This window comes from Streptomyces sp. MMBL 11-1, assembly GCF_028622875.1.
In the GTDB taxonomy this organism is placed as follows: domain Bacteria; phylum Actinomycetota; class Actinomycetes; order Streptomycetales; family Streptomycetaceae; genus Streptomyces.
This window is the reverse complement of record NZ_CP117709.1, coordinates 7,521,517-7,543,987: the sequence shown is the minus strand read 5'-3', so window position 1 is coordinate 7,543,987 and position 22,471 is coordinate 7,521,517. Positions and strand designations below refer to the sequence as shown.

Genomic DNA, 22,471 nt, shown 5'->3' with positions numbered 1-22,471 from the left:
GTCCACGTTCTCATGGAACACGCTGATCTCATCGTCATCGGCGCCGGACAGTCCGGTCTCGCCACAGCCGCCCTCGCCGCGCGCCACGGCTTCGCCCGCGTGCTGGTCCTGGAGAGCGCCGAAGAGCCCGGTGGTGCCTGGCCGCGCTACTACGACAGCCTCACCCTCTTCTCCCCCGCCCGGTACTCCTCCCTGCCCGGCATGCGGTTCCCCGGCGACCCGGACCGCTACCCGCGCCGCGACGAAGTCGTGGACTACCTGCGCGCCTACGCCGAGCGCCTGCCCGCCTCGATCCGCACCTCCACGTCCGTCGCCTCCGTGATGCGCCAGGATGGCGTGTGGAGGGTGCGGTCCGAGGAGGGTCGGGAGTTCACCGCCCATGCGGTGATCGCCGCGACCGGCGACTACGGCACACCGTTCCTCCCCAAGTCCCCTGACCCTGCGGGGTTCGGCGGCCGTGTCCTGCACGCCGCCGACTACCGCAGCCCCGGCCCGTTTGCCGGGCAGCGGGTGATCGTGGTCGGCGGAGGAAACTCCGCGATCCAGATCGCCGCCGAACTCGGCCCGGTCGCCGACACCACCCTCGCCACCCGCCGCCCGGTCGGCTGGACACCGCAGAAGCCGCTGGGCCGGGATCTGCACTGGTGGCTCAAGCACACCCGGCTCGACATCGCACCGATCCGCCGCCTGCTCGCGAAGGTCCCCGTCTCCGTGATCGACGACGGCCACTACCGCGCCACGCTCGACCGGCACGGCGTCGACCGCCGCGACATGTTCAGCCGGTTCACCAGCGACGGGGTCCTGTGGGCCGACGGGACCAAGGAGGACGTCGACGCGGTCGTCTTCGCCACCGGCTACCGGCCCGTGTTCGGCTACCTGACCGGCTCGGGAGCCCTCGACGCGGAGGGAGCGCCCGTTCACCGCGGCGGCTTGTCCACCGCGGTGAAGGGGCTCGGCTTCGTCGGCATGGAGTTCCAGCGGAGCTTCTCCTCGAAGACCCTGCGCGGAGTGGGCCGAGACGCAGCATGGCTCCTTGACCGCCTGTCAGCGGCGCGCCGCTGACGCTGGAGTGCTGTTCCTCGGACTCGATTCTCCGGTTGGAGGTGCGGTAGCCGGGGTTCAGCATCCTTACGACGAATGCCGCGGGGCTCTTAAGGGGCCAGCAGGAAGCCGAACGTCTGCCGGCCGATGTGCTCGGCGGTCGGCTGGTCGACTATCCGTCCGGGGACCTCGGGGTGCTGGCTTGTCCACGTGCGGGCGTTCTCGGTGTCGGTGAAGAAGTTCAGCGCGTCGCAGCAGGCTGAGGCGGCGGGCCCGCCTCCGGGGCGCTGCCCGACGAAGACCACAGCTGTGGGCGGATCCCACCGCACTCTGCCAGTGGTCGAAGTGACGGTGATGGGGTCGCCGGTGACCGGGTCGGCGGAGGAGATCACGCCGTCCTGTCCCAGCATGGCAGGGATGCCCAGGGCGTCGATGGCGCACATCGACCAGACCTCCACCCCGCTGTCGAGACGGACCCTGTGGCGGGTGGGTACGGCGGAGAACGGGTAGGCGGCGCGGATGTTCCCGGTCTCGTCCAGGGTGAGGAAGTCCTCGTCGGCCAGCTCGGTCAGCACCTCCGCAGCGGTCCTCCCGGCCACGGCCGCCAACGGCTGAAGCGTCTGCGCGTCGGGAGCGGCTCCCGTGGCGGCGAAATGGCGCAGGATCCGCTGGTGCACCGCGCGCAGGCCGTTCTCGGCGGGCGCACGGCGCCCGCGGCCGCCCCGGCCCACCACGTCCAGCGGCTGCGGGGGGCAGCAGTCCAGGGTCCCCGCATCACGGGCTTGCGGGGCCGCCCCGGCGAGTGCCCGCCGAAGGGCGGACTCGTCGGGTACACCCGACACGGTGCCGGCCGCGTCCCTGTAGAGGCGGCACGAGATGCTCGGTGCGGCCCCGGGCTGCGCGAAGGGGTCGGTGCCGTCGATCAGGATCGTCGGCGACCCGGACATGCCCAGCCGGGCGGCATCGCGCTCATCGGCAACCTCGACCAGCTCCACCTGGGCCTGCCGTCCGTCCAGCGCGGCGGTCACCCGCTCCAGCGCGGGCCGCGCGTTCGGACAATCCGCCACCGTCAGCACCGTGATGTGCATCCGTCTGTCCTTCCGGGACCTCGTCCGTCGTCTGGCCCGAAGGTAGACCTTCCAGTGTGCTGGAAGGTCAAGGGCTAGCCTGGAGACATGCGCATCGGCGAGCTCGCCGCCCACACAGGGCTGACGACCAAGACCCTCCGCTTCTACGAGGACAGCGGGCTGCTGCCCGCACCGCCCCGCACCTCGGGCGGCTACCGGGACTACCCCGATCACACGGTGAACCGACTCACGTTCATCCGGGACGCCCAGCGGGCCGGCCTCACCCTCGCCGAGATCCGCTCGATCCTCGCCCTGCGCGACGACGGTCAAGCACCGTGCACCCACGTCACCGACCTCATCCACGAACACCTGGACGACATCGACCGACGTATGGCCGAGCTCGCCGCCACCCGCGCAGCACTTCGCGGCCTCGCCGCCCGCGCAGCAACCGCCGACCCCGCCGCCTGCGGCGCAGACGACATCTGCACGATCCTCAAGCCATCACCGACATAAGCCCTCCTACCAGCAGCGGTTCCCGTGCGTGGCCGGGCAAGCGGCTGCCGTCGGCACCCAGGCCATGGGTAAGCCACGATGCCGTCGGTAGAGGGTGTGCCATGTCAGTGGCTGCGGGGATGATGCTCCGATGGGTATTGATATCGCCTGGGCTCGCGCCGAACTCGCCAGCTTCCTGAAGCTGACCGAGCTGTACTCTCCACCCGACCCGCCTGGCGTGTTCACGGTCAGCAGCCACCTGTCCAACCGCGGCGGGGAACGGGAAATCGTGGCCAGCGCCCAGGTTGTGGAGCAGATCCTGGACCGGGTCCTGCCTCGGTGGCGCACGGAGGTGCCCGACGACCGCAACAAGCGCGTCAACCGCTGGTGCCAGCACCGCGAAGCCGTGCAGCGCGCCGATGCCGTCCTTTTGCGGGACGCGGAGGTGCGTGAGCGGCTCGGGGACGATGCGCCCCAGCTCAGCGCGGCGGCAATGCACCGGTGGGTGTGGGACGGGGCCAGGTCCCTCTGGCGCAGCGAGCACTTCCGTGAAGCGGTCACCGCCGCAGCCCGGAAGGTCAACGCCGAGACCCAGAACAAGGTCTCCCGACGCGACGTAAGCGAAACCGCCCTGTTCCAGAGCGTGTTCTCCAAGGACGCGGCAAAGCCCGGTCAGCCTCGCCTTCGTCTGATGGCGGACGACAACAGCGACACCTTCCGCAGTGTGCACCGCGGCGCGATGTCCTTCGCCGAGGGCTGTTTCGCGGGCATCCGGAACCCCAACAGCCACGAGGACGGGCTGCCGGAGCTGCCGGAGCACGAGGCCCTGGAGCAACTCGCGGCCTTCAGCGTCCTGGCGCGCTGGGTGGAAAGCGCAACCGTCGTCAACGCCTAAGCAAGCCGTCAGCCCAACAGAGCGGTGATCTCGCGGACGGCTGCGCGGGCCGGTCGGCCCACGCCGATCAGTGTGGCCGAGGCGGGTCCGGTCCAGTCGCCGTAGCCGAGAAGGTGCAGGCGCGGTTCGTCGGCGGCCCGGGTTCCGTGGGTGGCGATGTCGCCGCGTCGGCTCCGCAGGCCCAGCGGGGCGAGGTGGGAGAGGGCGGGGCGGAAGCCGGTGCACCAGATCACCGTTGCAGCCTGGGCACGTGTTCCGTCCGCCCACTGCACACCGTCCTCGGTGAGGGCGGTGAACATCGGCTGGGCTTTGAGCAGGCCGGCGTCCCGTGCTGCGCGGACCGGCGGGACGGCGACGATGTCGCCCAGTGAGGCGACGCCGCCGGTGTCGGTGAGCCCTTCGTCCAGGGCGCGGCGCCGAGCGGTCGCGGCGTCGAACAGGGCGCGGCCGTCGATGTCGTCCGCGAGGAACCGGGGCGGGCGCTGGGTGACCCAGGTCAGGCCCACGTCCTTGTGGGTGGTGAGGTCGGCGGCGATCTGTGCGCCGGAGTTGCCACCGCCGACGACGATGACGTGCTGCCCGGCGAAGTCGGAGGGCCGCCGGTAGCCGGTGGTGTGCAGCTGACGCCCGGTGAACGTCTCCTGGCCGGGGACGGTGGGCAGGAAGGGGCGCCACCAGGTGCCGGTCGCCGAGACGATCGCCCGCGCCGACCAGTGCCCTGCGTCCGTGTCCACCCGCAGCCGTGTCCCGTCGCGGTGGACCGCGCGGACCATGACCGGGCGTTGAAGGGGAAGGCTGTAGCGCTGCTCGTAGTCGCTCAGATAGTCGATCACGTGGGCGGCGTCGGGGTATTCCTGGCCGGGCTGGGCGGGCATGAGCCGCCCCGGCAGCGAGGAGAAGGCTGCCGGGGAGAACAGGTGCAGGGAGTCCCAGGTGTGCTGCCAGGCGCCCCCCGCCGTGGTCTGGGCGTCGAGGATCACGAAGTCGAGGTTCTGGCGGCGCAGGTGGTAGCCGGCGGCGAGCCCTGCCTGCCCGCCGCCGATCACCACGACATCGGTGCTGGTCACCGGGTGTTTGCCGCTGCGGCCGGGGCGTGGGCTTCGGCGCAGACCGGGCACAGCAGGGTGCGCTCCTGGTGTTCTCCGGGGGTGCCGATGAGACTGCCGTGGCGGACGCTGCGAGTCGCCATGCGGGCGTGGTGGGCGCAGACGGCGGCTCCACAGTTGTGGCATACGCCGACGGCGTGACTGTCCCTTCCTTCAGTGTGGCATTCCAGACAGTGCATCAGCTCTACCTTCCGGGTGTGGTGATGGCGTCGGGGGCGAACTTCTTTCGCCAGGCGAGCGCGACGTAGACGAGGCCGATGAGGACGGGTACCTCGATCAGCGGACCGACGACGCCCGACAGCGCCTGGCCGGAGGTGACGCCGAACGTCGCGATGGCGACCGCGATGGCGAGCTCGAAGTTGTTGCCGGCGGCGGTGAAGGCGAGAGTGCTCGTGCGGTCGTAAGCGAGTCCGAGGCTCTTCCCGAGGAGGAAGCTCCCGAAGAACATGATCGCGAAGTAGACGAGAAGCGGCAGGGCGATGCGTACGACGTCCAGCGGCTGCGAGGTGATCGTCTTTCCCTGCAGGGCGAACAGGATGATGATCGTGAACAGCAGGCCGTAGAGAGCCCAGGGGCCGATCTTCGGCAGGAACCTCTCCTCGTAGGATTCGCGGCCCATCTTCTTCTCGCCGATGCGGCGGGTGAGGAACCCGGCGAGCAGGGGCACTCCGAGGAAGACGACGACGTTCAGGGCGATGTGCCAGACGGGGACGTCCAGTCCCTGTCCGTCACCGAGGCCGAGCCACTGGGGCAGCAGGTCGAGGTAGAACCAGCCCAGCACGCCGAAGACCAGGACCTGGAAGACGGAGTTGAGGGCGACAAGGACGGCGGCGGCCTCGCGGTCGCCGCAGGCGAGGTCGTTCCAGATGATGACCATGGCGATGCAGCGGGCGAGGCCCACGATGATCAGGCCGGTGCGGTATTCGGGCAGGTCCGGCAGGAAGATCCAGGCCAGGGCGAACATGACCGCGGGGCCGATGATCCAGTTGATGACGAGCGAGGAGACCATCAGCTTGCGGTCGCCGGTGACCGTGTCGAGCCGGTCGTAGCGGACCTTGGCCAGCACCGGGTACATCATGACCAGCAGCCCGATGGCGATCGGCAGGGAGATCCCGCCGACCTCGATCTTCGCGAGCGCGTCGTTCATGCCCGGGATGAGGCGGCCCAGGCTCAGGCCGACGGCCATGGCGAGCAGGATCCACACCGCGAGGTAGCGGTCGAGGGTGGAGAGCTTCTTGACGATCGAGTCGTCACCGCCGGCCTGCGGGGCCCGGGTGGTCGGTTCGGTGGAGGTCACGGGCAGGCCCTCTTGTTCTCGATCGCGGTACGGGCGGATTCGGCGAGCTCGGCGAACTGTGCGGACACCGAGGCCAGGACCTCGGGGCGCAGCTTGAAGTAGGTGAACCTGCCGCACGGCTCGGTCTCCACCAGTCCCGCCTCGCGCAGGACCTTCATGTGGTTGGACAGATTCGTCTGCTTGGCACCGGTCTCCTCGACCAGGTGCGACATACAGAGCGTCTCCCGGGCCAGCAGGGTGACCACCTGCATGCGCAGCGGATCACCCAGAACCCGAATCACGTCAGTGTCGACTGAAGTCATCATGGACTGATACTCTCACATCAGTGGATGCTGATGCCACTAGGGGCTGATGTCAGTAGCTCCTGATTTTTTTACGAGACGAGAGAGAGTTCTCCCGATGGCCGAAAAGCCCTCCGTCCTGTTCGTCTGCGTTCACAACGCGGGCCGTTCCCAGATGGCCGCTGCCTGGCTGACCCACCTGGCAGGGGACCGCGTCGAGGTCCGCTCTGCGGGATCGAACCCCGGCGACGCGGTAAACCCCGCTGCCGTCGAGGCGATGGCCGAGGTCGGTATCGACATCTCCGCCGAGACCCCGAAGATCCTGACCGTGGACGCCGTCAAGGAGTCCGACGTCTGCATCACCATGGGCTGCGGCGACACCTGCCCCGTCTTCCCCGGCAAGCGCTACCTGGACTGGAAGCTCGAAGACCCGGCCGGCCAGGGCGTGGCCGCCGTGCGCCCGATCCGCGACGAGATCAAGGTGATGGTCGAGGGCCTCATCAAGGAGATCGCACCCGAGGTCGCGTCATGAGCGCCGACATCCGCAACGTCATCGTCATCGGCTCCGGGCCCGCCGGATACACGGCTGCGCTCTACACGGCGCGGGCCGACCTCCAGCCGCTGGTCTTCGAAGGCTCCGTGACCGCGGGCGGCGCGCTGATGAACACCACCGAGGTCGAGAACTTCCCCGGATTCCGCGAGGGCATCGTCGGCCCGGACCTCATGGACAACATGCGGGCCCAGGCGGAGCGGTTCGGAGCCGAACTGGTCCCGGACGACATCGTCGCCGTCGACCTCACGGGCGACATCAAGACGGTCACCGACAGCAGCGGAGCAGTTCACCGGGCCCGCGCCGTGATCGTGACCACCGGATCGCAGCACCGCAAGCTGAACCTGGAGCGCGAGGACGAACTGTCGGGCCGCGGTGTCTCCTACTGCGCGACCTGTGACGGGTTCTTCTTCCGGGACCGCGACATCGTAGTCGTCGGCGGCGGCGACACCGCGATGGAGGAGGCCACCTTCCTCACCCGGTTCGCCCGTTCCGTCACGGTCGTCCACCGCCGGAGCGCGCTTCGGGCCTCCCAGGTCATGCAGAGCCGCGCGTTTGCCGACGACAAGATCTCCTTCGCTTTCGACAGTGAGATCGCGGAGATCAAGGAGGAGGGCGGCGCGCTGTCCGGTCTCGTCCTGCGCGACACGTTCAGTGGCCGGACGCGCGACCTCGATGCCACCGGCCTGTTCGTCGCGATCGGCCACGACCCGCGCACGGAGCTCTTTGCGGGCCAGCTGGACTTGGACGACGAGGGCTATCTGAAGGTCGAGGCCCCCTCGACCCGCACGAACATCCCCGGCGTGTTCGGTGCGGGAGACGTGGTCGACCACACCTACCGCCAGGCGATCACCGCCGCGGGCTCCGGCTGCGCGGCAGCCCTGGACGCCGAACGCTACCTCGCGGCCCTCACCGACACCAAAGCGGTCGCGGAGCCCGAAAAGACGCCGGCGGCCGTCTGAGCGATCCGGCGGAACGAGTCCGACCGCGATCCTCGGGAGAGTCTCCCTCGCGGTGATGAAGGGCGCGAGGCTGACCTTATGCTGCGTCCTGCCGAGTCGAGGCGCTGCGCGGGGCCTTCGTCGCGGCGCGCGTATGTCACGCGCAGGTCATCCATCCAGTCGTGTTCCGTCAGCCGATGTTCGTCGGTGCGTCGCCTCCATGGCGTTTACATCGGCGAGCATCTATCCAGTTGGCTGGCCATCTGGAAGGAAACACTGGTGCATCATCGACGGTCGAATCGACGCATTCCACTGAAAGGCGCCGCGGCAGTGGCAGCTGGCACCTTGCTCCTTTCGGCCTGCGGACGGGGCGGCGGGGGTGAAGCCGCCCCGTCCCCCTCACGGCCGAGCCACATCGCCTGCGCCGACGAGGGCAAGGTGGCGGGCTCGGGCTCGACCGCCCAGCAGAACGCGATGAAGCACTGGCTGCAGGAATACCAGAGCGCTTGCCCCGGGGTGCAGTTGCGCTACAGCCCCATCGGCTCCGGCGGTGGAGTGGCCCAGTTCCTTCGCGGAGCCACGCATTTCGGCGGCAGCGACACCCCGCTGTCGGAAGAGGATGTCGAGTTCTCCCGCCGCGCGTGCCCCGGGAGTAGGGCGATCGACCTGCCGATGGTCGCCGGCCCCGTCGCCATCGGCTACAACGTCGACGGCGTGGACAGCCTCGTCCTCGACGCGTCGACCGTCGCTCGGATCTTCGACTCACGGATCACGATGTGGAACGACCCCGAGATCCAGCGCCTCAACCCCGGCGCACAGCTACCCGAGATCGAGATCAGCGCCGTACACCGCTCCGACAACTCGGGCACCACGCAGAACTTCAACGCCTACCTGGCGGATGCGGCACTGGAGGAGTGGCCGTACGAGAAGGTGAAGGCATGGCAGGCCAGGGGCGGCCATGCAGCGCCCGGTTCCGACGGAGTCGTCTCGACCGTGAGCAGCCAGAACGGCTCGATCGGCTACTTCGAGCTGTCCTTCGCCAAGGCCAAGGGCGTGCCCACCGTGAAGCTGGACACGGGCGCCCCGGACCCGGTCGCGGTCTCCGCGCAGAGCGCGTCCGCCGGCATCGCCGCCGCCAAGGTCGCCGGCAGTGGCCAGGACTTGACGTTGGAGTTCGATTACCGCACCAGGGCTCCCGGCGCGTATCCGATCGTGCTGGTCACCTACGAAATCGTGTGCGCCGATGGCACTCCGGCCGGCGTGCTGCCCGCGCTGAAGTCCTTCCTGACCTACACCGCGAGTGAGGAGGTTCAGGCAGGGCTGGCGCGCATCCACTACGCCCCACTGCCGGAGAAGGTGGCCTCGCGGGTGCGGCACGTGGTGAGCACGCTGTCCTGATTTGCGGCCGGCCGTAGGGAACCGACACTGCGAGGCGGCCGGGGCGGGTGGCTGTCAGCCGGTCGTCGGCTCCAGAATGTCCCGGATCCGACGAAGCCCTTCGGGGTCGACGGAGAACCAGGCCCACGTTCCGCGCCGCTCCCGCGTGAGGATCCCGGCGTCCGTCATGACCTTCAGATGGTGGCTCACGGTGGGCTGGCGCAGGCCGAGGCAGTCGGTCAGGTCGCACACGCACGCCTCGCGGGCGGGAGAGCGTTCGATCAGGCGCAGTATCTGCAGTCGTGTGGGGTCGGCAATGGCCTTCAGGGCCCCGGCCATGCGCTCGGCCTCTTCGCGGTCGATGAGCAGGCAGGACAGCTGTGACACGCATGTGGCCGGTTCATCGTCCACGACCGTCTTCGTCGCCTCGTAGGCAGTGATGGACATCTATTCACCATATGGGCCCGAAGGCCGCTCCCAGGGCGCCTGTGACGGTTGCCACTTTGAATTCACTTATCGTTCACCCTCTTCCGTATCGATCCACTCAGATATAGATGTGTACCTATAGTTGGAGGTCGGCTTCGGGAAGGGGCGCAGTCATGGATGAGCAGCCACCACTCGGCCGGGCCACCCCGCCCCTACGGAGCGCCAGCGCGGTACTCGCGCGGATCACCGCCCGGCTCGCCCTGCGTCACCGCCATGCCTTCTCGCAGGCCACCGTTGCCCGCTACGTGGACGAGTGCGCCACTCTCCTCGCCGACCGGGCTCGTGCCGTCCAGCACCTTCCGGTCCTCGTGGAGCGGTTCGCCGACGAGCGGCTGCGCGGCCTCGCCCGCGCCCGGGGGCTGTCGGGTGAATCCCCGCCTGCGGTGCTCTTCGTCTGCACGGAGAACGCCGGGCGCTCTCAGCTGGCCGGCGCGCTGCTGCGCCGGCGCGCGCTCGGCTCGGTCCTGGTCATGACCGCAGGATCGGGCCCCGCAGCTGGCATCTCGCCCGTCGTGGTCCAGCTACTGGCGGAGCAGGGGCTCGACACCGGAGAGGACTTTCCCAAGCCGCTCACCATCGAGGTCGTCGACGCGGCGGACCTGGTGATCACGCTCGGCTGCGCCGACGCCTGTCCCGTACGACCTGGCCGCCGCTATTTCAACTGGGACCTGCCGGACCTCCGGGGCCTCGACATCGAAAGCGCACGGGCCGTGCGGAACAGTCTGCAGGCACGCATCGACCGCTTGTTCGCAGAGCTGAACGCGCCGTCCCCGTCCTCTGCTTGAGCTGCCGCATGCGACGGGCCTGCCTGGCGGGAAACCGGCGCTTCGCCAGTGCCCGGGGCGCCCTCCGGTTAGCGCTCGACCGAACGACCCAAGCGAATCGCCACCTCGGAGTTCGCAGGATGTGAACCGGCCGGCGGGGCACCGCCAAGCAGCCCGCCGGCCGGAGTCCAAGCCGACGCGCCGCATCAGCGGGGCGACGTCGGCGAGGTGGAGAGAGAACGGTGGGTGGCCGGCTAAGCCGGGGCAGCCGGTCGGGAGGAGGAGAGCGGTGGCTGCACGGAATCGGAGGGCCTGCATTCCAGGCGGTAGCCCATGCCGCGGATCGCGTCGATGGTGCAGCAGCTTCCCGCACCCTCCCGCAGGCGTTGCCGTACGCGGCGGACGTGGACGGTGAGGGTGTTGCTGTCCAGGCTCTTCGTGCCCCACAGGACCTGGGTCAGCTCTGGCCGGGAGACGAGCCGGTTGACGTTCTCCATGAGGTAGCGCAGCAGCATGAATTCACGTACCGGCAACTGGAGCGAGCGTCCTCGTACGTAGACGTGAAACCCGACCGGATCAAGCTCGATGTCACCGACGACCAGCGTTGAGGCCGTCCTGTCGTCCGGTGTGAGTCCCGCCGTCAGGAGCGGGAGTATCTCTTCGATCCGGTAGGGCCGTGCCACGAAGGCCACGGCGCCCGCGGTGAGGGCGGCGGTCGCCTCCTCGGTCCCGTCCGGACCGGCGCCGACGATGACGGGCACGGGACTGAGCCGGTTGATCAGGCGGGTGACCTGTACAGCGTTCACCACCGGAAGCGGTGCGCCGAGCAGTACGGCGCCGGGGTGCTGTGCTCCGACCTGGAGCAGGGCCTCGGCGCCGTCGTGGCAGGCGATCACGCTCACGCCGGCGGCCGAGAAGCGTGCCATGGCCTGCTCAGCCAGCTCCCCGTCGGGCTCGGCCATCAGCAGGGCCGGGGTCCTGCTGTCGTCCGGGCCGTCCGGAGACACCCGTGCGGTGGTCTCCGGTGGTCGTCGTGCGTCGGGGGTCACCCGGGTACTCCTTTACGTGGCGGCGCAAAGAGCAGCTTGGCTTCGGGATCAGCCGAAGCGGCCCGAGATGTAGTCCTCGGTGCGCTGGTCGGAGGGGTTGGAGAAGATGCGTTCCGTCTCGTCGTACTCGACGAGGCGTCCGTGGCGGACTCCCGCGTCGTCGACGTCGGCGGTGAAGAAGGCCGTGCGGTCGGAGACGCGGGCGGCCTGCTGCATGTTGTGGGTGACGACGATGATCGTGAACTCACGGGCGAGGTGCGTCATGAGGTCTTCGATCTTGGCGGTGGCGATCGGGTCGAGGGCCGAGCAGGGCTCGTCCATGAGGATCACCTCGGGCTTGACCGCGATGGTGCGGGCGATGCACAGTCGCTGCTGCTGACCGCCGGAGAGGGCGAGCGCGGAGGTCTTGAGCTTGTCCTTGACCTCGTCCCAGAGGGCCGCGTGGGTGAGGGTCTCCTCGACGAGGTCGTCCAGGTTGCCCTGGAACCCGCCGACGCGGGGGCCGTAGGCGATGTTGTCGTAGATCGACTTGGGGAACGGGTTCGGCTTCTGGAAGACCATGCCGATCCTGCGGCGGACCTCGATCGGGTCGACGTCCCGACCGTACAGGTCCTCGTTGTGGTAGTGGACCTTGCCGGCCACGCGGGCGCTGGGGACGAGGTCGTTCATGCGGTTGAAGCAGCGCAGCACGGTGGACTTGCCGCAGCCGGAGGGGCCGATCATCGCGGTGATCTGCCGGTGTCCGATGGTCATGTTGACGTCGCGTACGGCCTCGTGGTCGCCGTAGAAGACGGACAGGCTGCCGACCTCGAAGACGGGGCTGGCCAGCGACGGGGCGCTGCGGAAGGCGACCTGCGGAATCCTCGTGCCGCCGGTGGCGTCGGAGGGAGGGGTCATGGCGGTCTCCTGCGGAGAGTCGGCGGCGGGGTCGAGGTGTCGGGTCGCGGAGGGTGTGGAGGTCATGGCGGTCACCAGGTGCGGGAGTAGCGGTTGCGGAGCCAGATCGCCACGGAGTTCATCGCCAGCAGGATCGCCAGCAGGATCACGATGGCGGCGGAGGCGAGCGACACGAACTCCGAACGGGACTGGCTGATCCAGTTGAAGATCTGGATCGGCAGGACGGTGAACTGGCTCTGCACGCCACTTGGGTTGAACGTGATGAACGTCAGACCGCCGAGCAGCAAGAGCGGGGCCGCCTCGCCGATGGCGCGGGACAGAGCCAGGATCGACCCGGTGGCCATGCCGGGGACGGCCGCGGGCAGGACCTGGCGCCAGATGGTCTGCCACTGCGTGGCCCCCAGGGCAAGCGACGCCTGGCGGATGGACTGCGGGACCGCGCGGATCGCCTCCCGGGAGGAGATGATCACCACCGGCAGGACCAGCAGGGACAGAGTCAGGGACGCGGTCAGCACGGTCTGTCCGAAACCGAGGCCGCGGGAGATGATGCCGAGGCCGAGGATGCCGTAGACGATCGAGGGTACGGCGGCCAGGTTCTGGATGTTGATCTCGATCGCGCGGTTCCACCACTTGTCCGGGTCGGCGTACTCCTCCAGGTAGATGGCGGTGAGGATGCCGGTCGGGAGGCAGTAGACGGCGGTGAAGCCGATGACCCAGACCGTGCCCATGATCGCCGACTGGGCTCCGCCCTGCGTCGGGTCGATGTAGTCGGGGAAGTTCATCCACAGCCGCGGGTCCAGCCGTGACCAGCCCTCGCTGAGCACGTAGGCGAGCAGCGAGGCGAGGAAGACGACGGCGACGGCGAGCGAGAGCAACAGGCTCAGGTGGAAGAACCGCTCGCGTAGGGGTGTCCCCTTGCCCTTGAGCCGGGGAGCGTCGTCGTGGAGGGCTGCATCGCGGTCGATGACTTTGGAACTCATTCGTACACCTCGCGGTACTTGCGCACCAGACGGATGCTCAGCAGGTTCATCACCAGCGTCATCACGAACAGCAGGGCACCCACGGCGAAGATGGTCTGGTAGCCGGTCGAGCCGGTGGGCAGGTCGCCGATGCCGGCTGCGGCGATGAACGCGGTCATCGTCTGCATGCCTTCGAGCGGGTTGAAGGACAGGTTCGGCTGTCCGCCTGCCGCGATGGCCACGATCATCGTCTCGCCCAGCGCCCGGGAGATACCGAGGACGACGGCGGCGACGATGCCGGACAGCGCGGCGGGGAACACCACGCGGGTGGAGACCTGCATGCGGGAGGAGCCGAGGGCGAACGCGCCGTCGCGCAGCGCACGGGGCACCGCGCTCATCGAGTCCTCGGCGAGCGACGCGATCGTCGGGATGATCATGATGCCCATGACGAAGCCCGCGGCGAGCGCGTTGAAGATCTGCGGCCCGTCACCGGCGGGCCAGATGCTCTGCAGGACCGGGGTGATGGCCTTCAGCGCAAAGAAGCCGTACACGACCGTGGGGATACCCGCGAGAACCTCAAGCAGCGGCTTGAAGATCTTCCGCACGCGCTTGTTCGCGTACTCGCTCAGGTACACCGCCGCACCCAGGCCCAGCGGAACAGCCACCAGCAGAGCGATAAACGTGACCATCAGGGTGCCGCCGACCAGCGGCAGAACGCCGAAGGAGGCGGGCTTGAACAGGGGCGCCCAGTTCGTTCCGGTGAGGAACTCACCGAAGTCGACCTTGGAGAAGAACTCGCCGGCCGGGGGGATCAGGGCGATGACGATGCCGATCGTGGTCAGCACCGAGACCATGGAGGCGGCCACCAGGAGGACCTTGATGACCTTCTCGCCGTAGCGCGGCTGGGACCGCTTCAGGAAGCCGGGGCTTCCTGAAGCGGCCCGCCGTGAAGAGAGGGTGGAACTCATCAGGAGTGCTGCTCCCGCAGAGTCGCGAGGTCCTTCTCCAGCTCCTTCTGCTGCTCGGCGTTGAGCGGCACGAACTGCGCCTTCTCGGCGATCTCGGCACTGTTCTCGACGTAGTACTCGACGAACGCCTCGGCCTCGGGCTTCTCCAGGGAGGACGCCTTCGGGTAGATGAACAGCTGCCGTCCGAGCGGCGTGTAGGTGCCGTTCTGTACCGTCTCGATGCCGGGGGCGACGCAGCCCTTGCCGCCGTCGATCTTGAGGGCCTTCAGCTTGTCCTTGTTCTCCTCGAAGTAGGACAGGCCGAAGTAGCCGATGCCGCCCTTGGAGCCGGACACGCCGCGGACGGTGACGTTGTCGTCCTCGCTCGGGTTGTAGTCGGTGCGCGAGGCGCCCTCCTCACCGTTGATGGCGTCGGTGAAGTAGTCGAAGGTGCCCGAGTCGGTGCCCGCGCCGAACAGCTCCATCTTCTGGTTCGGGAACTTCGGGTCGACCTGGTTCCAGTTGTTCACCTTGGAGCCGGGCTCCCAGATCTTCTTGAGCTGCTCGACAGTCAGGCACTCGACGAAGTCGTTGTCCTTGCTCACCACGACCGACAGGCCGTCGTTGGCGACCGAGAACTCCTCGAACTTCACGCCCTTCTTCTCGCAGAGCGCCTTCTCCTCGTCCTTGATCTCCCGGGAGGCGTTGGAGATGTCGGTCTCGCCGGCGCAGAACTTCTCGAAGCCGCCGCCGGTGCCGGAGGTGCCGACCGTGACCTTCACGCCCGGGTTCGCCTGCTGGAAGAGCTGGGCGGCCACGGTGGACAGCGGGGCCACCGTGCTCGACCCGTCCACCTTGACGGTCCCGGACAGCTTGTCGCCACCCTCACCACCGGAGCCGGCATCGGCGCCGCCGCACGCACTCGCGGCCAGCATCACAGCAGCCGTCAGAGCCAAAGGAGCCTTGGCCCGGCGCAACGAAGTGGAAATGTTCACGACTCTCGACCCTCGTGTCTGCCGGTACACCCGGCTGTCTGCATCAGGTGCGCAGCGCACCCCGTTCGGACTCCTTCATCGAAGTCTGGCTATATGAACACGGGGTGTACGAGGGGCCCATCGGGTATGAACGATAGCTAGTCATCTCTATAGACGGATGATGATGTTTACGTGCGGGGCCCATTTCCCGGTCACTGTCTCGCCTTCGTCGCCCCGGCCGCTTGACCGAAACGCGCGCCACGGGCGTGGCGCAAGGGCCCCTCCGGCTCCGCCTTCCCTGCAGAGTTGGGCTCCCGTTCACCTTCCGGACGCCCCTCGGTGCCCGCGCTGCGCCTAGCGTCATTGATCGATGGCCGCCTATATGAGGCCGCCTTCCGTATCCCATCGCGTGGAGGACCTCGTGCTCGAACAGCCCGACAGCCGCACAGACCGCTCAGCGGACCTGCCTTTGCTGCCCAGCCACAACACAGCGCGCTCGGCTCTTACCTGTCGCTACCGGTGCGGCGACGCCTGCTCCCACGACGCTCCGAACCGCTCGCTCAACACCTACTTCGGCGACATCGTCCACCAGGTGTCCCGCCGCGGAGCGCTCAAGAGCGGCGCGGTCCTCGCCCTCGCCGCAGCCGCCGGGGCAGCGGTCGCCACACCCGCGGCGGCGTCCAGCGCGGCCGCCGCTCCCTCCACCCACCTCGGTCCGGACCGAGGTGCGGGCCGCCTGCCTCGCGGTCTGCGCTTCGAGGCAGTTCCGCCGAACACCGCCGACGCCGTGACCGTCCCCGCCGGCTACGCACAGCAGGTCGTCATCCGCTGGGGCGACCCCGTACTGCGGGGTGCGCCCCGCTTCGACGCCCGCCGTCAGAGCGTCGCGGCCCAGTCTCGCCAGTTCGGCTACAACTGCGACTACATGGCACTGCTCGACCTCCCGGGGCACTGCCACGGCGACCAGCTGCTCGTGGTCAACCACGAGTACACCAACGAAGAGATCATGTTCTTCGGCTACGACCCCGCCAACCCGACCCGCGAGCAGGTCGAGATCGCTTGGGCCGCCCACGGGCTGACCGTCCTCAGCGTCCGCACCGATCGACGCTCCGGCCGACTGTGGCCGATCCCCGGCGACAGCCTCAACCGCCGCATCACCGCCACCACTCCGTTCGAGCTCACCGGCCCGGCGGCCGGCAGCAACCTCCTCAAGACCAGCGCCGACCCCACCGGCCGCACCGTCCTCGGCACGCTGAACAACTGCGGCGGCGGCGTCACACCGTGGGGCACCGTCCTGTCCGGCGAGGAGAACTTCAACCAGTACTTCGCCAACGCCGCCTCCGTCACCGACCCGACCGCCAAGCAGCGCCTGGCCCGCTACGGCCTGCCGACCGGGGCCAGCCAGCGCAAGTGGGAACGCTTCGACGACCGCTTCGACCTCGGAAAGGAACCGAACGAGGCCAACCGGCACGGCTGGATCGTCGAGATCGATCCGTACGACCCTGATTCCGTCCCGCGCAAGCGCACGGCCCTTGGCCGGTTCAAGCACGAGGCCGCCGAGCCCCGCCTGACCAGCGACGGCCGGGTCGCCCTCTATATGGGTGACGACGAGCGCTTCGACTACCTCTACAAGTTCGTCTCCACGGAGCGGGTCAAGAAAGGCACCAGCCGCTCGGCGCGTGAGCACAACATGCGGCTCCTCGACGAGGGGACGTTGTACGTCGCCAAGTTCAGTGGGGACTCTCCGGCGGCCGAGATCGACGGCACGGGCAAGCTTCCCGAGGACGGAGCCTTCGACGGCGGCGGAGCGTGGATCGCTCTCGCCACGGGCAGCCGTTCCTTCGTTCCCGGCATGACAGCGGAAGAGGTCTACGTTTTCACCCGCCTTGCCGCCGACAAGGCGGGCGCCACCAAGATGGACCGCCCCGAAGACGTGGAGCCGCACCCGCGTACGGGCCGACTCTACGTCGCACTCACCAACAACTCCGACCGAGGCAAGGCGGGCAAGGCCAGCCCCAACGAGGCCAACCCCCGCACCGGGAACAAGCACGGACACATCCTGGAACTGGACGAACGCCATTCCGACGCCGGGGCGACATCGTTCCGCTGGCAGCTCATGCTGGTCTGCGGCGACCCGGCAGACCCGTCGACGTACTTCGCCGGCTACGACAAGTCCGACGTCAGCCCGATCTCCTGCCCGGACAACATCGCCTTCGACGAGCACGGCAACTTGTGGCTCGCCACCGACGGCAACGCACTCGGCTCCAACGACGGCCTATTCGTCGTCCCCGTCAAGGGCCTGCACCGCGGCTACGTCAAACAGTTCCTCACCGTCCCCAAAGCCGCGGAGACCTGCGGACCGATCATCACCGAAGACCGCATCCTCGTCGCCGCCCAGCACCCCGGCGAAGCCGACGGCGCCACGGCGGAGAAGCCCGCCTCGATCTGGCCCGACGGACCGGGATCCATCCCACGTCCGTCGGTGGTCGCGGTATGGGCCGACAAGGGGCGCAGCTGAGATCGCCCCCGGACCCACAGTCCGCACCCACGACCGCCTGTCCCGTGCCGTCCGGGATGTGGTCGACAGAATATGCCCCGAGGCCCGTAGATCTGCCGAGTAGCAGCCGCATTCTGCTCGTCGGAGTGGGTGAGCGCTACCAGGTGCACTTGGGGATACAGGCTCTCGGCCAGCACCGGAATACCCGCCAGGTGGTTTTGATTGCTACTCCTATAGTGATCAGGGGAGGGGTGCTGGTGGCCGAGCTGATGCTGTTCCGGCTAGACGCCGATGGGCGTGACGTCGAGTTGTCTGGTTCGACGGTGGCACTGGAGGTGGAGCTGCAGCGGCGGGTCGAGGCCGGCCTGGAGGAGATGCTCGGCATCCGGTTCCTGGCGTCGGAGTACCCGACCGGTCCGTGGCACCGGGGGCGGATCGACACCCTGGGGCTGGACGAGAACGGCAGCCCGGTGGTGATCGAGTTCAAGAAGGGTTCCGACAGCGGGGTGCTGTCGCAGGCCGTGTCTTACCTGTCCTGGCTGGACTCGGCGCACCACGAGTTCGAGGCGCTCGTCCGGAAGGTGTTGGGCGCGGAGGCGGCCGAGTCCGTCGACTGGCGTCGGCCGCGAATGATCTGCATCGCTGCCGGCTTCTCCCACCACGACCGCGTGGCCGTGCAGCGGCTGCCCGAGCGGATCGACCTGGTGCGCTATCGCGTCTTCGAGGGCGGCCTGCTAAGCCTGCTGCTCGTCGATTCCTCACCCGGCTCCCCGAGCCTCGCTGCGTCCCGGCGGCACCGGGAGCGGGAGGCCGCAGTGGTCAGCGCGCCCGTGGTGCCGGTGGGTCCTGCGCCGGGAAGCGGCGGCCTCGTCCCGACGTGCCTGCGGGACCTGTACTCGGAACTGGACGACGCTCTAACGGCGTGGGGCGAGGTCGAGGTGGCAGCGCTGCGGCATTACATCGCCTACCGGCGGCTGGTGAACGTGGCGTCGGTGCTTTTTCGTCCGATGCACGAGGCAATCCTGGTGTACCTCAGACTCGACCCGGACTCGGTCGTGCTGGAGGAGGGCTTCACCCGGGACATGCGCGGCATCGGGCACCTCGGAACAGGAGACCTGGAGGTGCGCCTCGTCTCGGCGGCCGACCTGGAAAAGGCGACACCGTTGATCCGACAGGCTTTCGAGGCGGCCTGAAGGGCGGCTGGAGCATCGGCTATTCGATGCTCCAGCCGCCCTTCGGCGCCTGTGGCCCAACCTCGGGCTCTCTTTGCTCTCATGATCATGCCTCCGGTCCGGCCAGGGCGACGTCGTCCTGCGTCAGCTCGGCGCGGAGCCGCTGTTCGGCCACGTCGGCGTAGTGCGAGGACAGTTCGACGCCTACGAAGCGACGTCCTTCACGCAGGGCCGCGACGCCCGTGGAGCCGCTGCCGGTGAACGGGTCGAGGACGACGCCTCCCTCGGGGCAGATCTGTACGAGCTGCTGCATGACCTCGACCGGCTTCTGGGTGATGTGCACCCTGCCCTTGCGGGGCTGGGACGCGATGAAGTGGCCAGGCAGGTAGAGGTCCCGGCCCTTGGCCAGGCTGCCCTTGACTCCCCAGGTGATGAATTCGGCGGACTGCTTGAATCCGCCCTTGCGCGGCCGGCTGGCGGGCTTGATCCACGGGATCGTGCCGCTCCAGGTCCAGCCCGCCATCTGCAGGGCGTCGGACGTCGTCGGCTCCTGGCGCCAGTCCGAGAAGACGACGGCGACCGCGTGCTCGGTCGATGCCCGGTATGCCTCGGTCATCAGCTCGGTCAGCCACGATCGGTACGAGCGCTGATCGCGGTTCTCGCCGGGGAAGGTGGCGAGGTCGTGTGCCGAGTTGCTGGTGACGTACTTGGCTCGCGCCGTACGACCGGTGCGCTCGGAGCTGGTTCGGCCACCGCTGTTGTACGGGGGGTCGGTGATGACGGCATCGACGCTCTCGTCGGGGAGGGTCTTCATCACGGTCAGGGCGTCGCCTCGGTGCAGCGTGTAGCTCATGTGGAGGGCCTCTTTCAGGGCATAGCAGGGCCGATACCGCTCCGCGCTGCGCTGCGCTCAACAGCGTTCTTCTCGGGCGGGGTTGTGCCGGAGGTTAGCCGTGATCTCCGGCCGGACCCAACGAGGTGTGCCGTTCCGTGGCCCCGGGTCCGGAAGTCGTTTGGTGCGACCGGATTCCCGGTCTACTGTCTCGCCGTGTCACCGGGACGAAGCCTCACTTCACCCCTGCTGACCTGTGCTTATCCGTGTTGCTCGTCCTATCGAGCACCCCGCGGCAGCACGTTTCCCTCGTTCCACCCGCCGTCAGGAGGCCAGGTGTACCGCCTGAGATTACGAGCGCGGCCGGCTGCCGCGCTTGACCGGAAACCGGGATCCGGGAGCTACCAACTCCTTGACCCGGGCCCACCCTGGGAGGCGGACGCACATCGGCGCGGTGCTGGCGGCTTTGCACGAGAAGTCAGCACCGCGCCTCCTACGAACACGAGGAGCCGCTGCGATGCAGCATGCCCTGATACGCCCACACCCCTCCACGCCCACGTCGTACGACGAGCCTTGCCCCGCTGCTGACCGGCGGCCGCGATGAAGAAGGCCCTCGGAGCCGTCGCCGGTCTCTGCGCCGCCGGATCCATGCTGGCCCTCCCGCTCCTCGGCTACGCGGCCAGTAACGCATCGGCGGCCACCTGCCCCGTCGGCGGTGAGCAGTCGGTGGACAGTGCGGCCGTCGCCAAGCAGGTGAAGGCGATTCTGGACGGGGGAGAAAAGGACTCTGTGTCCGTGCCGGGCCTGGACGCGCCCGCCGAGCAGATCCCCCACGCCAAGACCATCCAGGCCACCGGCGTCGCGATGAACATCCCTCCCCGAGGGCAGGTTGTGGCCCTGGCAACCGCTCTGCAGGAGAGCGGCCTGCGGAACTTGAACTACGGCGACCGTGATTCGTTGGGGCTTTTCCAGCAGCGCCCGTCCCAGGGCTGGGGCTCGGCGACTGAGGTCCTCGACCCGGTCCACGCGAGTACCAAGTTCTACGAGGGGCTCAAGGAGGTCTCGGGCTGGGAGTCCCTGTCCGTGACCCAGGCCGCCCAGGAAGTGCAGCTGAGCGGTTTCCCCGAGGCGTATGCGAAGTGGGAGCCGCTGGCGACCGCTCTGCAGCGCGCGATCGAGCCGCTGCTCGCGAGGGGCGACGGCGCGTCGGCCACCCCCTCTCCCTCCGGCCCCGGAGGGATCCCGGCCGCTGCGGGGGGCTGTACGACCGGTGCGGACGGGACCGACTTCGGCACCATCCCGCCCGGATCGGTTCCCGACGAGTACCAGATCCCGGCGGACGCTCCGGCCAAGGTCCAGACAGCGATCCGCTGGGCTCTGGGCCAGCTCGACACCCCGTACCAGTGGGGTGGGAGCTGCGCCGGCTCGCACGGGAAGGACCCGATGGGCCGGTGCGACTGCTCGTCCTTGATGCAGGGCGCCTACAAGGCCGCCGGGGTTTCCCTCACGCGTACGACCTACACGCAGGTCAAGGAAGGCAAGCCGGTAGCGGTCGCCTCCGTACGGGCGGGGGACCTCCTGTTCACCGAGGGGTCCGCCGCCACGCCGGAACACGTCGGCATGGCGATCGGCCACGGGCTGATCGTCCACGCGCCGAAGACCGGTGACGTCGTGCGCATCACCACCCTCGCCTCCTGGAAGCCGCAGATCCTCGCGGCCCGCCGCGTCGTCTGACCCTGCCTCTCCCCTCACCTCTTCTCCTCCTCTCGCGTCGCCGCTTCACCTCTCGGGCTTCGGCGTGCACTCAATCGAACTGGAGTTCGCTATGTACTTGGCCGACAAGGTCATCCAGCTCGCCTACGACCCCGGCATCAAGCCGAACGAGGGCGGGCTTCCCGGCCTGTCCGTCCTCAAGCAGGTGATGGGCTCCATCAACCTCTTCGGCCTCGTGGCCATCGTCGGCGCGCTCGCCGTCAGCGCGGGTGTCTGGGCCTGGGGCCATCACAGTGGTGGACACCAGGCGGAGGCATCCGGGAAGAAGGGCGTGCTGGTCAGCTCCGGAGCGGCCCTCTTGCTCGGAGGGGCGAATGGGATCGTTGCCTTCTTCAGCGCGTTGGGAACGCAGGTCCGCTGATGCCTGCCCACTCCTCGAACTCCGGCGGCGCATCTCGCGTGCGCGGCCGGGCGCTGCTCGGCACCGCCGTCCTGGTGGTGCTCGTCGCCCTCGCCGGCCTGCTCGCCGTTCTCACGCGCGACGCCAGGGGCCCCTCCGCGCCCGCACCACACAGCAGTTCGGCGACACAGCGTCATTCCGGCGCGGCGCCGTCGGCATCGCCGCCTCCGCACGCGAATCACCGGGCTCTGCCTCGACCGCCGAAGACGCACGACCCGATCGCCTACGGGAAGGCGGCGGCAGCGGCGCTGTGGTCGTACGACACCCGGGCCTACTCCCAGCAGGCACTGCTGTCCGCGCTGCGCGAGTGGATGACCGGAGAGAAGAAGTACGTCGATACCGCCTCGGTCGCCAAGCTCGTCCCGTCGCCCGTGCTCTGGAAGCAGATGGCGGACAACGGTCAGCGCGCCAAGGGGGTCGTGAACGAGGGGCACTTCCCCGACTCGTTCACCCGGGCTCTCCAGGACGACCCCGGAGCGATCACGCAGACCTATCTGTACGCCGTGACGGTCTCCGGCAAGCAGTCGATCGCGTGGATGGGCTCCCCGGCCGGAGGCGCGGAGAGCCGCGTCACCACTCTCGCGGTCCAGTGCCGCCCCTCCTCTCCTTGCACGCTGGCCGGTGTTCTGCCGGCCGTCGCGCCCTGACCCCTTTACCTAGAAAGGAGGTATCGC

24 protein-coding genes are annotated in these 22,471 nt (G+C 68.7%); 12 read left to right on the top strand and 12 right to left on the bottom strand.

The window, feature by feature from the left end; genetic code table 11:
* Nucleotides 1–12 precede the first annotated feature (12 nt).
* The gene (locus PSQ21_RS33255; protein ID WP_274035071.1) at nt 13–1,062 is read left to right on the top strand and encodes a flavin-containing monooxygenase; all 1,050 of its coding nucleotides are present in this window, start codon (nt 13–15) and stop codon (nt 1,060–1,062) included.
* A gap of 89 nt (nt 1,063–1,151) precedes the next feature.
* Here PSQ21_RS33255 and PSQ21_RS33250 read toward each other — a convergent pair whose 3' ends face one another.
* A complete protein-coding gene (locus tag PSQ21_RS33250; RefSeq protein WP_274035070.1) occupies nt 1,152–2,129 on the bottom strand; it encodes an alkylmercury lyase family protein in 978 nt (325 codons plus the stop codon).
* 87 nt (nt 2,130–2,216) lie between these two features.
* Here PSQ21_RS33250 and PSQ21_RS33245 point away from each other — a divergent pair, with 87 nt between their 5' ends.
* On the top strand, nt 2,217–2,621 hold the full coding sequence (locus PSQ21_RS33245; protein WP_274035069.1) for a heavy metal-responsive transcriptional regulator: 405 nt from the start codon (nt 2,217–2,219) through the stop codon (nt 2,619–2,621).
* Between the two features lie 130 nt (nt 2,622–2,751).
* Nucleotides 2,752–3,495 carry a TIGR02391 family protein gene (locus PSQ21_RS33240; RefSeq protein ID WP_274035068.1) on the top strand — a complete coding sequence of 248 codons (744 nt, stop codon included), beginning with the start codon at nt 2,752–2,754 and terminating at the stop codon, nt 3,493–3,495.
* An 8-nt stretch (nt 3,496–3,503) separates the two neighbouring features.
* Here PSQ21_RS33240 and PSQ21_RS33235 read toward each other — a convergent pair whose 3' ends face one another.
* The 4 genes from PSQ21_RS33235 to PSQ21_RS33220 are packed head-to-tail and all read right to left on the bottom strand — an operon-like array spanning nt 3,504 to nt 6,203.
* On the bottom strand, nt 3,504–4,562 hold the full coding sequence (locus tag PSQ21_RS33235) for an ArsO family NAD(P)H-dependent flavin-containing monooxygenase (RefSeq protein ID WP_274035066.1): 1,059 nt from the start codon (nt 4,560–4,562) through the stop codon (nt 3,504–3,506).
* On the bottom strand, nt 4,559–4,780 hold the full coding sequence (locus PSQ21_RS33230) for a DUF2180 family protein (RefSeq protein ID WP_274035065.1): 222 nt from the start codon (nt 4,778–4,780) through the stop codon (nt 4,559–4,561). The genes PSQ21_RS33235 and PSQ21_RS33230 overlap by 4 nt, the downstream gene beginning before the upstream one ends.
* Nucleotides 4,781–4,785: 5 nt before the next feature.
* Nucleotides 4,786–5,898, bottom strand: a complete 1,113-nt coding sequence (gene arsB / locus PSQ21_RS33225) for an ACR3 family arsenite efflux transporter (RefSeq protein WP_274035064.1) — start codon at nt 5,896–5,898, stop codon at nt 4,786–4,788.
* The gene (locus tag PSQ21_RS33220; RefSeq protein WP_073803339.1) at nt 5,895–6,203 is read right to left on the bottom strand and encodes an ArsR/SmtB family transcription factor; all 309 of its coding nucleotides are present in this window, start codon (nt 6,201–6,203) and stop codon (nt 5,895–5,897) included. The genes arsB and PSQ21_RS33220 overlap by 4 nt, the downstream gene beginning before the upstream one ends.
* Before the next feature lie 94 nt (nt 6,204–6,297).
* Between PSQ21_RS33220 and PSQ21_RS33215 the strand changes: the two genes are divergently transcribed.
* From PSQ21_RS33215 to pstS, 3 genes are all read left to right on the top strand, one after another.
* Entirely contained in the window at nt 6,298–6,711 is a 414-nt protein-coding gene (locus PSQ21_RS33215; protein WP_073803340.1) for an arsenate reductase ArsC, read from the top strand.
* Nucleotides 6,708–7,691 (top strand): thioredoxin-disulfide reductase, encoded by a 984-nt coding sequence (trxB, locus tag PSQ21_RS33210; RefSeq protein WP_274035063.1) that lies wholly within the window; start codon nt 6,708–6,710, stop codon nt 7,689–7,691. Before PSQ21_RS33215 ends, trxB begins: the two co-directional genes overlap by 4 nt.
* 309 nt (nt 7,692–8,000) lie before the next feature.
* Nucleotides 8,001–9,068, top strand: coding sequence for a phosphate ABC transporter substrate-binding protein PstS (gene pstS / locus PSQ21_RS33205; protein WP_274035062.1), 1,068 nt, complete (start codon nt 8,001–8,003; stop codon nt 9,066–9,068).
* A gap of 54 nt (nt 9,069–9,122) precedes the next feature.
* Here pstS and PSQ21_RS33200 read toward each other — a convergent pair whose 3' ends face one another.
* Nucleotides 9,123–9,494, bottom strand: a complete 372-nt coding sequence (locus PSQ21_RS33200) for an ArsR/SmtB family transcription factor (RefSeq protein WP_073803343.1) — start codon at nt 9,492–9,494, stop codon at nt 9,123–9,125.
* A 152-nt stretch (nt 9,495–9,646) separates the two neighbouring features.
* Here PSQ21_RS33200 and PSQ21_RS33195 point away from each other — a divergent pair, with 152 nt between their 5' ends.
* A complete protein-coding gene (locus tag PSQ21_RS33195; RefSeq protein ID WP_274035060.1) occupies nt 9,647–10,318 on the top strand; it encodes an arsenate-mycothiol transferase ArsC in 672 nt (223 codons plus the stop codon).
* 233 nt (nt 10,319–10,551) lie between these two features.
* On the opposite strand, the gene PSQ21_RS33190 is transcribed toward PSQ21_RS33195, so the two are convergent.
* The 5 genes from PSQ21_RS33190 to PSQ21_RS33170 form a co-directional block, all read right to left on the bottom strand.
* Nucleotides 10,552–11,346 carry a response regulator transcription factor gene (locus PSQ21_RS33190; protein WP_274035059.1) on the bottom strand — a complete coding sequence of 265 codons (795 nt, stop codon included), beginning with the start codon at nt 11,344–11,346 and terminating at the stop codon, nt 10,552–10,554.
* Nucleotides 11,347–11,394: 48 nt separating this feature from the next.
* Entirely contained in the window at nt 11,395–12,243 is an 849-nt protein-coding gene (gene pstB, locus PSQ21_RS33185; protein WP_274036063.1) for a phosphate ABC transporter ATP-binding protein PstB, read from the bottom strand.
* Nucleotides 12,244–12,314: 71 nt separating this feature from the next.
* Complete coding sequence (gene pstA, locus PSQ21_RS33180; protein ID WP_274035057.1) at nt 12,315–13,223, bottom strand: phosphate ABC transporter permease PstA; 909 nt, start codon at nt 13,221–13,223, stop codon at nt 12,315–12,317.
* Nucleotides 13,220–14,170: a phosphate ABC transporter permease subunit PstC gene (gene pstC, locus PSQ21_RS33175; RefSeq protein ID WP_274035055.1), complete on the bottom strand. Its 951-nt coding sequence runs from the start codon at nt 14,168–14,170 to the stop codon at nt 13,220–13,222. The genes pstA and pstC overlap by 4 nt, the downstream gene beginning before the upstream one ends.
* Nucleotides 14,170–15,144 (bottom strand): PstS family phosphate ABC transporter substrate-binding protein, encoded by a 975-nt coding sequence (locus PSQ21_RS33170; RefSeq protein WP_274035053.1) that lies wholly within the window; start codon nt 15,142–15,144, stop codon nt 14,170–14,172. Before PSQ21_RS33170 ends, pstC begins: the two co-directional genes overlap by 1 nt.
* Before the next feature lie 400 nt (nt 15,145–15,544).
* On the opposite strand from PSQ21_RS33170, the gene PSQ21_RS33165 reads away from it, so the two are divergent.
* Both PSQ21_RS33165 and PSQ21_RS33160 read left to right on the top strand, forming a co-directional pair.
* Entirely contained in the window at nt 15,545–17,641 is a 2,097-nt protein-coding gene (locus PSQ21_RS33165; protein WP_274035052.1) for a PhoX family protein, read from the top strand.
* A gap of 236 nt (nt 17,642–17,877) precedes the next feature.
* Nucleotides 17,878–18,813, top strand: a complete 936-nt coding sequence (locus PSQ21_RS33160; protein WP_073803557.1) for a DUF5655 domain-containing protein — start codon at nt 17,878–17,880, stop codon at nt 18,811–18,813.
* Nucleotides 18,814–18,898: 85 nt separating this feature from the next.
* Here PSQ21_RS33160 and PSQ21_RS33155 read toward each other — a convergent pair whose 3' ends face one another.
* Nucleotides 18,899–19,645 (bottom strand): DNA-methyltransferase, encoded by a 747-nt coding sequence (locus tag PSQ21_RS33155; protein ID WP_073803349.1) that lies wholly within the window; start codon nt 19,643–19,645, stop codon nt 18,899–18,901.
* A gap of 627 nt (nt 19,646–20,272) precedes the next feature.
* On the opposite strand from PSQ21_RS33155, the gene PSQ21_RS33150 reads away from it, so the two are divergent.
* From PSQ21_RS33150 to PSQ21_RS33140, 3 genes are all read left to right on the top strand, one after another.
* Nucleotides 20,273–21,358: a C40 family peptidase gene (locus PSQ21_RS33150; RefSeq protein ID WP_443334436.1), complete on the top strand. Its 1,086-nt coding sequence runs from the start codon at nt 20,273–20,275 to the stop codon at nt 21,356–21,358.
* Between the two features lie 91 nt (nt 21,359–21,449).
* Nucleotides 21,450–21,758, top strand: a complete 309-nt coding sequence (locus PSQ21_RS33145) for a DUF6112 family protein (protein ID WP_274036059.1) — start codon at nt 21,450–21,452, stop codon at nt 21,756–21,758.
* Nucleotides 21,758–22,444, top strand: coding sequence for a hypothetical protein (locus PSQ21_RS33140; RefSeq protein WP_274035050.1), 687 nt, complete (start codon nt 21,758–21,760; stop codon nt 22,442–22,444). Before PSQ21_RS33145 ends, PSQ21_RS33140 begins: the two co-directional genes overlap by 1 nt.
* Nucleotides 22,445–22,471 lie beyond the last annotated feature (27 nt).